Consider the following 12,477-nt stretch of genomic DNA (forward strand, 5'->3'; position numbering starts at 1 on the left):
GGATGTTTCCAGCGGCGTTGCTTACGTGTTACGCCGCGAAAAACATCGCTCACGGCATGACCGGTGCTGCGGTGAGCGCTCCGCCCGCAGGCGGGGTCGCCGCGTGGCCGTCCGGGCGCGCGCATGCGCTCCCGCGTCCCGCACCGATGCGCGGGAGACGCTGTGCACAGTCGATTGCCCCCGGACGGGCGGCACGCGGTGGAACGGCACCGCGCCGAGCGGAGCTGTCCTGGGCACCGAGCCAAGCGTTGATCGCGAAACTGCTGAGCCGACGGCACGTGCCGCTTCGCGAGCGCGCGTCGCGCCAGAGGCTTCACGGGACCGCTGATCGCGCCGAACCCCAGGTCTTTCCCCGGGGAAACGAACTCGTCACAGACACGGGCGTTCGTTTACGCAGAAGTGTTGCGAACGGACACATCCCGGAAACACCGGCCTCCGAGACTGCGGTGCGACAGCAACTTCAGGGAGGTGTTCCGTGGACACTGGTGACACTGCGTGGGTTTTGATCAGTGCGGCCCTGGTGCTGCTGATGACACCCGGACTCGCGTTCTTCTACGGCGGCATGGTGCGCTCGCGCGGCGTGCTGAACATGCTCATGATGAGCTTCGGCAGCATCGCGGTGATCGGCGTGCTGTGGGTGCTCTTCGGCTATTCGCTGGCCTTCGGCCCGGACGTGGGCGGCCTCGGGCTGCTCGGTGCCCCGGACGAGTTCTTTGGCCTCGGCGCGCTTCTCGAGGACGGGGAGCTGGAAGGCACGGTGCCGACGATCGCCTTCGCCGGCTTCCAGGCGATGTTCGCGATCCTGACCGTGGCCCTCATCTCCGGGGCGATCGCGGACCGGGCCCGGTTCGGCCCGTGGCTGCTGTTCGCCGCACTGTGGGCCGCGGTGGTGTACTTCCCGGTCGCGCACTGGGTCTTCGCGTTCGACGTGACCGACGCGGCGGGCAACGTGCTCGCCCCCGGCGGCTGGATCGCGAACCGGCTGGGCGCGATCGACTTCGCCGGCGGGACCGCCGTGCACATCAACTCCGGTGCGGCGGCGCTGGCGCTGGCCCTCGTGCTCGGCAAGCGGCGCGGCTGGCCCGAGAATCCGGGCAAGCCGCACAACCTGCCGCTGGTGGTGCTCGGCGCTGCCCTGCTCTGGTTCGGCTGGTTCGGGTTCAACGCCGGCTCGGCGCTGGCGGCCAACACCGAGGCCGCGGTCGCGGTGGTGAACACGCTCGTCGCCACCAGCGCGGCCATCCTCGGCTGGCTTCTGGTGGAACGCCTGCGGGACGGCCACGCCACCACGCTCGGCGCCGCCTCCGGCATCGTGGCGGGGCTCGTGGCCATCACCCCCGCGGCGAACTCCGTGACCCCGCTCGGGGCGATCGCGATCGGCGCGCTCACCGGGGTCCTTTGCGCCTGGGCGATCACGTGGAAGTTCCGCCTCGGCCTCGACGACTCGCTCGACGTCGTCGGCATCCACCTGGTGGGCGGCCTCCTCGGCACCGTGCTGGTGGGGCTCTTCGCCTCGCCGAACGCACCCGAAGGCATCGCGGGACTGTTCTACGGCGGCGGCGTCGACCAGCTGTGGCGCCAGGCCGTCGGGGCCGCCGCGGTGCTGGCCTACTCGTTCGCCGCCAGCCTCTTCCTGGCGTGGGCGGTCGAGGCCGTTCTCGGGTTCCGCATCGCGCCGGAACGGGAAGCCGTCGGCATCGACGAGTCCGAACACGCGGAATCCGCGTACCACTTCGCCGAGGAGCGCATCGGCCGTTCGGCCCTCGGGCGGCGCGACCGAGCACGGGAAGGAGCCCCCGCATGAAGATGATCACCGCCGTCGTGCAGCCGTCCGCACTGGACGAACTCGGGAAAGCGCTGGCGCGGACCGGAGTGCTCGGCATGACGGTCAGCCAGGCCAACGGCTGCGGGCGGCAGAAGGGCCACCGCGAGGTCTACCGCGGCACCGAGCACGCCGTGGACTTCCTGCCGAAGCTCCGGGTCGAGGTGCTCGTCCCGGACGACGCGGTGGACACCACGCTGGACAGGATCACCGAGGCGGTGCGCACCGGCAACGTCGGCGACGGCAAGATCTGGGTCACGCCCGTGGAGCACGTCGTGCGCGTGCGCACCGGTGAGACCGGCGAAGACGCGGTCTGATCAGGGACCGGGGCACTCCGCGTCCACGACGGGAGCGCGGAGTGCCCCGGCCGGTGACGGTCGACGAGGTTCCGTCCGGCGCCCCGCCCCCTCGTGCACCGCTTCCGAGATCGCCGCGATGTTCGAAGGCGCGACCACGCAAGGAACGGCGGAGCTGCAGCAGCGGAAACCACCCATGCATCGGCTTTCCCGTCGTCGACGCCGGACGCGCCAACTGCTGCACGACAGCACCTACTCCCGAACTCGCCGCCACCCCCGAGTCCGGGGTGCACCACCCCTGGACCTGCTCGGCGACCTCGTCCGGTTCCCGACGCTCAGCGCGCAGTAGGTCTGGTGCGAGTAGACGGCAGGCTCGGAGAGCTTCATGCGCTCTCCCTTCCACGCGAAGGCGGCGGTGGGAAACTGGGTCGGGCGTGTTCGCCACGGCGCCGGAGGGATCAGGAGCGGTTGTCCGCCGTGGGCAGGGGTGCCAGGAGCATGGTCGACGTGTCCAGGCGTTCGTCCGCGTCCTGGCCGTCGACGAGTTCCCGGGCTTCTTCGCCGCTGGCGACCACCGGGACCGATCCGCGCAGCGGGCGCGCGGCGGACTCCCGCATGAACAGGGCGGCGACCACTGCGATGAGGGAGAAGAACATGACGTAGAAGGCGGGCGCGTAGCTGTTGCCGGTCACCTGCACGAGCAGCTGGGAGACCGCCGGCACGGTGCCGCCGAACAGCGAGACCGCGATGTTCTGCACGAATCCGACGGCGCAGTACCGCGACGCGGTCGGGTACAGCTCGGCCATGATGGCGGCGTTCATGCACAGGAACAGCGCTCCCGGAACCATCACGAGCGCCAGCGCGACGTAGAGCGACCACGTGGCCCCCAGGTTCATCAGCGCGAACGCGGGGACCAGCAGGACCAGGTTGCCGAAGGCCGCCATGAGGTAGACCGGCCTGCGCCCGAGCTTGTCCGACATCCGCCCGAACACCGGCAGCAGCAAGGCCTGCAGCACGAGGATGACGACGGTGGCGAGCGCCGTGTGGAACGTGGCGATCCCGACCTGGGTTTCCAGGTACGTGGGCATGTAGCTGGTCAGGGTGTACGACGACGCGCCGTCGGCACCGATGAGGGCGATGCCGATCAACACCTGCGGCCAGTAGTGCTTGAGAACTCCGGGCAGCTTGTGGCGGACGAACATCGGGTCGGCCGCCTGCTCCGCGGTCTTCTCCTGGGCCGCTTCGAAGGTCGGGGACTCCGAGACCCTGCTGCGCAGCGCGATCGCGATGATGCCGAGGACGAACGCGACGAGGAACGGAACGCGCCAGCCGCCGTTGACCATGGCGTCCGGGCCCCAGAAGTGGCTGGCGATGCCGCTGGTCGCCGCGACCACACCGGCACCTGCCGCGAAACCGAGCTGCGATCCGCTGTTGAGCAGCGAGGTCCAGAACCCGCGGTTCTTGTCCGGGGCGAACTCCGCGATGTAGGTCGACGCGCCGGAGTACTCACCGCCGGTGGAGAAGCCCTGCACCATGCGCAGCAGGTAGAGGAGCACGACGGCCCAAGCGCCGATCGCGCCCGACCCCGGCAGGAGACCGATCAACGTGGTCGCGGCGGCCATGAGCGCAATGGTGAAGAACATGACCTTGCGGCGACCGATCTTGTCGCCCAGCGGGCCCAGGATGACGCCACCGAGCGGGCGGACCAGGAACGACACGGCGAACCCGAACAGCGTCACGAGCAGGCCGAGCGTCTCGTCCATGCCCGCGGTGAACACCTGGGCCATGGTGACGGTGAGGTAACCGTAGACTCCGACGTCGTACCACTCCATGAAGTTGCCGACCCCGGCACCGACCTGCGCCCGGATGAGCTTCGGTTTGTCGAGGACGATGCAGTCCTCTTCGCGGAGCCTGCGTCTGCCCTGGGGCACGCCGGGGCGGTCACTTCTGCTCGGATCGGACATCGTTCCTCGTTTCTGACGGTGGACGCGAATCAAGGTGGCGCGGAGGTGGAAACGGTCTCGGACACGTCGGGGTGGAGCACTGCGGCACCGACCGCGGGCCGAACGGTTCGGGAGCTGCCGCCACGCGGCGATGAGCACGTCGTCGCGGAGACCGAACATCCGCATGTGTTCATATTTCGAACGTGATGACCAGAAACCTTGGCAGAGCCCGCGCGGTCAAGTCAAGACTCTCGAGCCGTTGAAGCGGATGTTGACGGGACGCCCTCGTTGCGCCAAGATTTTGCGAACAATGCGTTCAAATTACAAACGCAAGTGTTCCGCTGGTAGGAGACGATGCGGGAATGAGCGACGAGCCCGAGCGCGCAGATGTGCCGATCAAGACCCTCCGCGTGCTCCGCGAGCTGGTCACCCAGCCGCGCACCGGCGCCACGGGCTGCTTCCACCGCCCCACCCCGCCCGGGACGCCCACCCCGCCCGGGGCAGCGCGGGAACGCCGGCTCCCGCCCGACCCGCGACGTCGCGGGCGCCGGCGGAGCTGGCGACTCGGGGCGAACATCACGATGCGCCGCAACGGTCCCCTGGCGCGTTCGCCGGGGCCGCCGCCCCTCGATCCCGCCGACGCCTTACTGCGCGCTGCCCGTGCCGCGCTGTCCGCCGAAGGCATCGGAGACGTCGTGCTGTTCCTCGCTTCGGACGCCGCGCGCTGCACGTGCGGAACGCTCGTCGAGATCAACGGAGGGAAGTCGGTGTCATGAGGCGCTTCGAGGACGAGGTAGCGGTGGTCACGGGTGGACGGTCGGGCATCGGGAAGGCCATCGCTCGGCGGCTGCGGCAGGAAGGGGCGACCGTCTACACGGCGCAACGCGGCCCCGACGAGGAGTTCGACGGCATCTCGGCTGATTTCTCCGACCCCACCTGTCCTGACAGGATCATCGCGGAGGTGATCGATCGCGCCGGGAAGCTGGACGTGTTGGTGAACAACGCGGGCATGATGCAGGAATCCGCGGTCGAAGCCATGTCCCCGGAGGACTGGCAGCGCAACCTCACCGTGAACCTGACGGCCCCCTTCCTGCTCATCCGCGCCGCGCTGCCGCATCTGCGCGCCACCGGAGGCAGCATCGTCAATACCGGTTCGATCGAGGGAATCGGCGCCAACCCGGGCCACGCGGCGTACTCCGCAGCGAAGGCCGGCCTTCACGGGCTCACTCGCGCCGTGGCGGTCGATCACGGGCACGAAGGCATCCGCTGCAACGCAGTCGCGCCCGGTTGGATCGACACGGATCTGAACCTGGAATTCATCGACAGCACGCCAGACCCCGACGCCTTCCGACGCGACATCGGCCGCATCCACCCGGTGGCCGGCACGGGGAAGCCGGAGGAAGTCGCCGCTCTCGTGGCCTTCCTCGCCGCCGACGAGGCCGGCTTCATCACCGGGCAGGTCTACACGGTCGACGGAGGTCGCACGGCCAAGTTGAGCCTGCCCTGAAGCACGAGTCCCGCACGGACGTCACCGTGCCCCGGCCCGGCGAGACCCTGATCCGGGTAGCCGCTGCCGGTACCAGCAACACCGGTATCAGCACCCGTGCCGGCTGGTATGCGAAATCGGTTGACTCCCTGCAGGATTTCGCGATCTTCCGGAGTGAGGACCGCCTGGTGGCGGGTGGATCCGGGTTGGGATCTGGCCCGCCGAGCAGCAGCTCGACGGGCGGCCCTCCCCGGCCGCAGGTAGCTGCCGTCGACCTGGGCTGAGGCCGCCGCGGCGAGGTGTCGCTTTCCGCTGACCGCACGGCTTCCGCGTTGCTGGCGGCCGGAGCGCTCGCGTCCGCGCGGTCAGCGGTGTGGTCAGTTCCGGCCGGCCATGACGCCGTCGGCGTCCCACACCGCCCCGGTGACCCGCACGGCGCGATCGGAGGGCAGGAACGCCCGCGGCCGGTTCAGCGGCCGGTGCGCGGCGCCGTCCTGCGCGGGCCGAGCCGCAGCGCCCGCCGCCACCAGGGCGCGCGGTCCTCCGCGGCCGCGCGCTCCGCAGGACTGGACTCCTCCAGCCGGGGCTCCGCAGCCCGGGGCTCCTCGACTCGGAGCTCCTCCGGGCGGGACCGTTCCGGGCGGGTGCGCTGCTCGCGCCACTGCCGCACGAGCTCGTCCGCGTCGACGGGGGCCAGCCGCACCCGCGGCCCGGTGGGCGCGCTGAGCTCCGCCGCGATGCGCCGGTTGAGCGCGGCGACCTCCTCGCGCACGGCCTGCTCGTCGGGCAGGTCGCGGACCGCCTCCGGCAGCCGCTCGACCTCCTTGCGCAGCCGCAGCGGAGCCGGCAGCAGCTCCTCGGCGGAGATCCCCTCGCGCTGGACGCGCTCCTTGATCCACCACGCCTCGCCGTTCTTGTGCAGCCCGCGCAGGGGCTGCCCGGCGCCGGGGAGGTCGTCGAGCTCGCCGCGTTCGGCCGCTTCCCGGATCTGGCGGTCGACCCACGACTCGAAGTCGAGGTTCGGCGGCTTGCGCTCGGTCATGCAGCCATGGTTCCAGGTCACGGGCTTCGCGTACAGCTGCGACGGGCCCCGCCGCGCCCGCGCGCCCACCTGCCGCCCGGTGCGTCCCCCGGCGGGGCGGTGCCGCTGCTCCACTCGTGTCCGTTCCCGACGCGCGTGCCCGGAGCAAGATCAGGTCCGATACAGTCCACGCATCGTGGGGTCCACGGGCGGGGTTCGCCGCGGACGACGGGGAGTGCGAGACGGAACCGGTCGAGTGCGGAAAGGAGAGGCCTCCAGCAGTACTCGGACATGACGCGCCCGCTCCCGCGCGGCGCCGGCCGGCTCGCACCGGCCAGGAGTAACGCGCACCGCCGCGCACGCGACACGCAGCGCGACGCTCCCGCTGTCGACGCTGACCGCGCTGACCGCGGGAGCGGCGTCGCGCCGGCACGTGTGCGTACGGAACGTCCCCGCCTGTGCGGCGCTGGACGCAACGAAGGAAGTACGGAGAAGTGGCAACCCAAGACGAGTCTTCCCCACTCCCCTCGCGCCGTTCGAAGCGGTCGAACCAGCGCGACAGATCGATCAAGTCACGTCTGACCTGGACGATGATCATCCCGTGGATCGTGGTGGGCGTGCTCTGGGCCATCGGGTGCTCGCTGTTCACCTACGACGCGCTGTACACCCAGCGGATCGGGGCGGGCGTGCGGCAGCTGTCCCTGCCCGCGGTGTCGACGTTGGAGGCGTTGCAGCAGGAGCGGCAGGCGAGCTTGCAGTTCGCCAGCCGGCCGAACGCCGACCCCGCGCAGCTGGACGCGGCGCGGCAGCGCACCGACGCCGCCGCCGCGCGGATGCAGCGCGAGGCGGACTCGCTGCTGGAGTCGGCGCCGCAGCAGGTGCGGGAACCGCTGCAGCAGCTGACCGACGACCTGGGCCGGTTGCCCGGGGTCCGCTCCGGCATCACCAGCCGCAGCACCTCGGTGCAGGAGATCAACGACTACTACAACGGCGTGTTCGACACCGCTTCGCAGCTGTTCCACACCCAGGCGCGCATCGTGCCGGACACGGACACGCTGCGGGGCGCGCAGTCCGCGGCGGCGCTGTTCCGCGCCTCCGATCTCGCCGCGCGCGAGGCCTCGACCGTGTCCCTGGCGCTGCGCTCCGGCGACCTCTCGGCGGAGCAGTACCGCCAGCTGGTCTCCTACATCAACACCAGCCGCGCCGAGTTGCAGAGCGCCGTGGAGAACATGCGACCGGAGACGCGCCAGCGCTTCGACGAGCTGCGGGCCGATCCGGCGTGGCAGCGGCTGCACGAGATGGAGAACAGCATCGTCGAGGGCGGCGCGTTCAGCGGCGCGGACGCCCCGGTCGAGGCGCAGGCCTGGGACGAAGCGACCGGCCCCGTGCTGAACGCGCTGTCGGACATGGTGCGGGTGCAGGCCGACGGCGTCTCCCGGCAGGCCGTGGAGAAGGGCAACGAAGCGCTGCGTGCCGTGGCGATCGGCAGCACCATCGCGCTCGCGGTGGCCGTGGCGTCGTTCCTCGTCGCCCGCCGCGTCTACCGCGCGGTCGTCGACGAAGCGCTGCTGACCCGCCTGCAGGACCTGCGCACCGAGTCGCTGGAACTGGCCAAGCGGCTGCCCGACCTGGTCCGCCGCATCCGGGACGGGCAGCAGATCGATCCGAACGCCGAGCTGACCCGGCTGCGCCAGTACGGCGACGACGAGGTCGGCCAGGTCGCCGAGGCGATCCAGGTGTTCCACGAGGAGGCGGTCACCGCCGCCGTGCGCGAGACGAAGGCGCGCCGCGGCGCGCGGGCCGTGTTCGTCGGCATGTCCTACCGGGTGCAGCAGCTGCTGCGCACGATGCACGGCACGATCGACGACCTGGAGCGCTACGAGGAGAACTCCGGCCAGCTCGCCCGGCTGTACGAGTTGGACAACTCCACCACCCGCGCGCGGCGGAAGGTGGAGAACCTGCTCGTGCTCGGTGACCAGCAGCCGGGCCGGCGCTGGACCAAGCCGGTGAACCTGCTCGACGTGCTGCGCTCCGCGGTCTCGGAGATCGACCAGTACACCCGGGTGACGATCGGGCACGTGCCGGACACCTCGGTCACGGGTTCCGCGGTGGGCGACACGATCCACCTGGTCTCCGAGCTGGTGGACAACGCGGCGTCGTTCTCCCCGCCGGAGACCCAGGTGCACCTGAGCGCTTCGCTGGTCGCCCGCGGCGTGGCCATCGACGTGGCCGACCAGGGCCTGGGCATGGACGAGCGCTCGCGGAACTGGGCCAACGAGATGATGGTCAGCGCACCGCGGTTCGACCAGCTCGTGCTGGACAACAACCGCGCCGAGCAGCTGGGCCTGTTCACCGCGGCCCGGTTGGCCGAGCGGCGGTCGATCTCGGTGGAGTTCGGCGTGTCCGCCTACGGCGGGACACGGGCGACGGTGCTGCTGGGCCAGCACCTGCTCGAGTCCCGCAACTCCGAGGACGTGCCCACCGCCGCGGTGACCGTGCCGACGCAGACCGTCGAGGAGGCCGCGCCGGAGGGCCCCGAGGCGGACACCGAGCGGACCGCCCTGCCCGACGTGGGGGCGTTGCCGCGGCGCGCCCCGGCCGGTGCGGCGCCGACGGGTGCGGAGCCGGTCGAGCAGGACCCGGGTACCGGTGAGCACGCCTGGCCGAGCGCCGCGCAGGCCGACGAGGCGGTGCGCGGTGGCGACGGTGCCGGCGCGGAGCAGTGGCCCGCGGTGCCGAGCACGTCGTTCTCCACCCGCGGTTCGCTGCCGGTCCCGGAGAGCGACGCCGCTGCCCCTCCGTCGAGCTCGGAGGCCTCGGACGGCGGGAGCTCCGCGCGCACCGGGGCGGCCGGCGATGACCGGCCGCCGCTGCCGCGGCGCGTGCCGCAGAGCCACCTGGTGGAGGGACTGCGGGACGAGCCGGAGGAGAGCAGCGAGGACGCCATTGCCAAACCGAGCCGGCTGGCGTCGTTCGGACGCGCGTTCCGCAGCGGCGTTTCCAGCCAGCACAGTTCCCGCGACCAGAACGACGAGGGTGAGAACGCATGACCGAGACCAACGGTGAGACGAAGCTGAGTTGGCTGCTGGACGGTTTCGTCTCCGAGGTGCACGACGTGCACAACGCCGTGGTGCTGTCGAACGACGGGCTCGTCATCGCCCGGTCCACCGGTTTGGACCGGGACACCTCGGACAAGCTCGCCGCTGCCGCTTCCAGCCTGCGCAGCATCGCCAAGGGCGTGAGCCGGGACTTCGACCTGGGCACGGTGCGGCAGAACCACGTCGAGATGGAGCACGGCCTGCTGTTCGTCTCCGCTGCGGGCAACGGCGCCTCCCTGGCGGTGCTGACCTCGGCGGAACCGAACGTGGAGGAGGTGGCCTACCAGATGGGGCGCCTGATCACGCAGGTCGGCTCGTTCCTCACGGCGGCCCCGCGCGATGCGGCCGGCGCGGCCGCGGAGAGGACCTGACCATGGGCGAGGCGTGGTTCGACGAGGAGGCCGGACCGATCGTCCGGCCGTACCTGATCACGCGGGGGCGCACCCCCGGCGAGACGGCGCAGGTGGACCGCGCGAGCCAGGTGGTCACGGTGCAGCCGTTTCCGCAGACCCCGCGGCTGGAGCTGACCCCGGAGCACCGCGCGATCCTGGAGTCGTGCCGCAAGCCGGCCGCGGTCGCCGAGGTCGCGGCGATGATGGGCCGTCCGCTGGGCGTGGTGCGCGTGCTGTGCGGCGATCTGCTCGAGCACGGGGCCGTTTCCGTGCGCTCGCCTCGGACCCAAGTCAGCCGACAGATCCTGGAGCAGGTTTACCATGGGCTTTGCAGGCTCTAAGCCGAAGTCCGACGCGACCGCGGCGGCCCCGCTGCCGCTGAAGTTCGTCGTCGCGGGCGGGTTCGGCGTGGGCAAGACGACCTTCGTCGGTGCGGTCAGCGAGATCGCCCCGCTGAGCACCGAGGAGGAGATGACGGTCGCCAGCACCGGCGTGGACGACCTCACCGGGGTGGAGCGCAAGGACACCACCACGGTCGCGCTCGACTTCGGGCGCATCACGATCTCGGACGAACTGGTGCTGTACCTGTTCGGCGCCCCGGGGCAGAACCGGTTCTGGCCGCTGTGGAACGACCTCGTGCTCGGCGCCGTCGGCGGCGTGGTGCTGATGGACACGCGCAAGCTCGACGACGGCTTCGCCTCGGTCGACTTCTTCGAGCGCCGCGGGGTCCCGTTCGTCGTGCTGGTGAACTGCTTCGACAACGGCCACCACTACGAGCCCGAGGAGATCCGCGAGGCGGCGGCGCTGTCGCCGGAGACCCCGGTGCTGCTGGGCGACGCGCGGCAGCGGAGCTCGTGCAAGGACGCGTTGACGACGCTGGTCCAGCACGCGATCAACCGCCTGCCCAGCACCACCCCGGGCTGAGCGGACCAGCGGGGACGCGCGGGGAGGGGCTCGGCCAGCTGCCGGGCCCCTCCCCGCGTCCGCGGTCGTTCACATCGGTGGATGCTTGCTCGGCCGCACCGGTCCGTCAGGCGAGCGGCGCGGTGCGGCAGCGGAAGTGCCGCAGCGTCGACGGCGCGTGCGTGAAGCGGTAACCGGGCACCTGCTCGGGGTCCTTGGCGACGTCGGCGAGCAGCTCGGCCACGTACTCGAGGTGGCTGTGGTCGTAGACCCGCCGCGGCAGGGCCAGCCGCACCAGCTCGAACGGCGCCGGTGCGGCCAGTTCCGCGTTCCCGTCGAGCTCGCCGAGGTAGAGCGATCCGAGTTCGGCGCAGCGCACTCCGCCTTCCCGGTAGAGGTGGCAGGCCAGGGCGTGCCCGGGGAAGCGGTGCGGCGGCAGGTGCGGCAGCAACCGCCCGGCGTTGAGGTAGATGCCGTGCAGCCCGGCGGGCCGCACGGTGTCCACACCGGCCAGTTGGGCCTGCTCGGCGAGGAAGGCGGCCTCGCGCTCGCGGTCGGCCAGGTAGTCGGGCTCGACGACCTCGCGCAGCCCCTGCGCGAGGATCTCGAGCGTGTGCCCGGTGAGACCGCCGTAGGTGCGGAAGCCCTCGGTGGCGATGATGTCCACTTCGCACCGGTCGGCCGCGGCCTCGTCGCGCAGCCCGATGACGGCGCCCTCGGGGGCGAGGCCGTCCTTCTTCAGGCTGGCCACGCACCCGTCGGCCAGTTCGAACGCGCGGCGCGCCACGTCGATGGGCGCGTGCCCGGCGTAGGCGGGGTCGCGCCGGGTGACCAGCCAGGCGTTCTCGGCGAACCGGGCCGCGTCGAGGATGAACGGGACCCCGTGCTCGGCCGCGAGCGCGGCGGTCTGCTCCAGGTTCGCCATCGAGACCGGCTGCCCCCCGCCGCCGTTGTTGGTGATGGTGACGAGGATCTGGCCGATGCGGTGCGCGTCCGGGCCTTCGAGGGCCGCGCGCAGCCGCGGGATGTCGATGTCGCCCTTGAACGGGGTGTCGCTGTCGAGGTCCGCGGACGCGGCGCACGGCAGGTCCCGGGCTTCGGCGCCGAGCAGCTCGACGTTGGCCCGGGTGGTGTCGAAGTGCGTGTTGCTGATGCTCACCGAGCCCGGCCGCAGCAGCGCGCCGAACAGGACGCGCTCGGCGGCGCGTCCCTGGTGCACGGGGAAGACGTGCGGGTACGGGACGATCTCGCGGACGGCCTCCAGGAAGCGGTAGTACGACTCGGCACCCGCGTAGCGCTCGTCGGCGCGGGCGGAGGCGGCGTGCTGTTCGGTGGAGATGGCGCCGGTGCCGGAGTCGGACAGCAGGTCGATGCTGACCTTGTCGGCGGGCAGGTTGAACGGGTTGTGCCCGGCGCGGTCGAGTTCGGCGATGCGCTCCTGCCGGGTGGTCACCGGGATGGGCCGGACCACGGCGGAGACGTAGGGACGCAGGTGGGGCACGTCCGCCTCCTCGGT

Annotated in this window: 11 protein-coding genes; 8 read left to right on the plus strand and 3 right to left on the minus strand. The window is 71.4% G+C overall.

Annotation, left to right across the window (positions count from 1 at the left end):
- The first annotated feature begins 475 nt into the window (after window positions 1–475).
- Both ACYVJE_RS15425 and ACYVJE_RS15430 read left to right on the plus strand, forming a co-directional pair.
- Complete coding sequence (locus ACYVJE_RS15425; protein ID WP_461145007.1) at window positions 476–1,804, plus strand: ammonium transporter; 1,329 nt, start codon at window positions 476–478, stop codon at window positions 1,802–1,804.
- Window positions 1,801–2,139: a P-II family nitrogen regulator gene (locus tag ACYVJE_RS15430; RefSeq protein ID WP_461145008.1), complete on the plus strand. Its 339-nt coding sequence runs from the start codon at window positions 1,801–1,803 to the stop codon at window positions 2,137–2,139. Before ACYVJE_RS15425 ends, ACYVJE_RS15430 begins: the two co-directional genes overlap by 4 nt.
- A 437-nt stretch (window positions 2,140–2,576) precedes the next feature.
- Here ACYVJE_RS15430 and ACYVJE_RS15435 read toward each other — a convergent pair whose 3' ends face one another.
- Window positions 2,577–4,082 (minus strand): MFS transporter, encoded by a 1,506-nt coding sequence (locus tag ACYVJE_RS15435; protein WP_461145009.1) that lies wholly within the window; start codon window positions 4,080–4,082, stop codon window positions 2,577–2,579.
- Between the two features lie 341 nt (window positions 4,083–4,423).
- On the opposite strand from ACYVJE_RS15435, the gene ACYVJE_RS15440 reads away from it, so the two are divergent.
- Window positions 4,424–4,837, plus strand: a complete 414-nt coding sequence (locus ACYVJE_RS15440; RefSeq protein WP_461145010.1) for a hypothetical protein — start codon at window positions 4,424–4,426, stop codon at window positions 4,835–4,837.
- Window positions 4,834–5,568, plus strand: a complete 735-nt coding sequence (locus ACYVJE_RS15445; RefSeq protein WP_461145011.1) for an SDR family NAD(P)-dependent oxidoreductase — start codon at window positions 4,834–4,836, stop codon at window positions 5,566–5,568. Before ACYVJE_RS15440 ends, ACYVJE_RS15445 begins: the two co-directional genes overlap by 4 nt.
- Before the next feature lie 448 nt (window positions 5,569–6,016).
- Here the strand turns inward: ACYVJE_RS15445 and ACYVJE_RS15450 are convergent, their stop codons facing one another.
- On the minus strand, window positions 6,017–6,589 hold the full coding sequence (locus ACYVJE_RS15450; RefSeq protein WP_461145012.1) for a DnaJ family domain-containing protein: 573 nt from the start codon (window positions 6,587–6,589) through the stop codon (window positions 6,017–6,019).
- Window positions 6,590–7,158: 569 nt separating this feature from the next.
- Here ACYVJE_RS15450 and ACYVJE_RS15455 point away from each other — a divergent pair.
- The 4 genes from ACYVJE_RS15455 to ACYVJE_RS15470 are packed head-to-tail and all read left to right on the plus strand — an operon-like array spanning window position 7,159 to window position 10,982.
- On the plus strand, window positions 7,159–9,618 hold the full coding sequence (locus tag ACYVJE_RS15455; protein WP_461145013.1) for a sensor histidine kinase: 2,460 nt from the start codon (window positions 7,159–7,161) through the stop codon (window positions 9,616–9,618).
- The gene (locus tag ACYVJE_RS15460; RefSeq protein ID WP_459156359.1) at window positions 9,615–10,037 is read left to right on the plus strand and encodes a roadblock/LC7 domain-containing protein; all 423 of its coding nucleotides are present in this window, start codon (window positions 9,615–9,617) and stop codon (window positions 10,035–10,037) included. Before ACYVJE_RS15455 ends, ACYVJE_RS15460 begins: the two co-directional genes overlap by 4 nt.
- 2 nt (window positions 10,038–10,039) lie before the next feature.
- Window positions 10,040–10,399 (plus strand): DUF742 domain-containing protein, encoded by a 360-nt coding sequence (locus ACYVJE_RS15465; protein WP_459156360.1) that lies wholly within the window; start codon window positions 10,040–10,042, stop codon window positions 10,397–10,399.
- Complete coding sequence (locus ACYVJE_RS15470) at window positions 10,380–10,982, plus strand: GTP-binding protein (protein WP_461145014.1); 603 nt, start codon at window positions 10,380–10,382, stop codon at window positions 10,980–10,982. The genes ACYVJE_RS15465 and ACYVJE_RS15470 overlap by 20 nt, the downstream gene beginning before the upstream one ends.
- A 106-nt stretch (window positions 10,983–11,088) precedes the next feature.
- Here ACYVJE_RS15470 and ACYVJE_RS15475 read toward each other — a convergent pair whose 3' ends face one another.
- Window positions 11,089–12,462, minus strand: a complete 1,374-nt coding sequence (locus ACYVJE_RS15475; RefSeq protein ID WP_461145015.1) for a tryptophanase — start codon at window positions 12,460–12,462, stop codon at window positions 11,089–11,091.
- Window positions 12,463–12,477: the final 15 nt, after the last annotated feature.

It is taken from the genome of Salinifilum aidingensis, assembly GCF_054782015.1.

Bases quoted from the DNA above. Each gene is read 5' to 3' on its own strand.
- ACYVJE_RS15430 (WP_461145008.1), top strand. From the start codon at position 1,801: ATGAAGATGATCACCGCCGTCGTGCAGCCGTCCGCACTGGACGAACTC.
- ACYVJE_RS15440 (WP_461145010.1), top strand. From the start codon at position 4,424: ATGAGCGACGAGCCCGAGCGCGCAGATGTGCCGATCAAGACCCTCCGC.
- ACYVJE_RS15455 (WP_461145013.1), top strand. From the start codon at position 7,159: ATGATCATCCCGTGGATCGTGGTGGGCGTGCTCTGGGCCATCGGGTGC.
- ACYVJE_RS15445 (WP_461145011.1), top strand. From the start codon at position 4,834: ATGAGGCGCTTCGAGGACGAGGTAGCGGTGGTCACGGGTGGACGGTCG.
- ACYVJE_RS15450 (WP_461145012.1), bottom strand. From the start codon at position 6,589: ATGACCGAGCGCAAGCCGCCGAACCTCGACTTCGAGTCGTGGGTCGAC.
- ACYVJE_RS15465 (WP_459156360.1), top strand. From the start codon at position 10,040: ATGGGCGAGGCGTGGTTCGACGAGGAGGCCGGACCGATCGTCCGGCCG.
- ACYVJE_RS15435 (WP_461145009.1), bottom strand. From the start codon at position 4,082: ATGTCCGATCCGAGCAGAAGTGACCGCCCCGGCGTGCCCCAGGGCAGA.
- ACYVJE_RS15470 (WP_461145014.1), top strand. From the start codon at position 10,380: ATGGGCTTTGCAGGCTCTAAGCCGAAGTCCGACGCGACCGCGGCGGCC.
- ACYVJE_RS15460 (WP_459156359.1), top strand. From the start codon at position 9,615: ATGACCGAGACCAACGGTGAGACGAAGCTGAGTTGGCTGCTGGACGGT.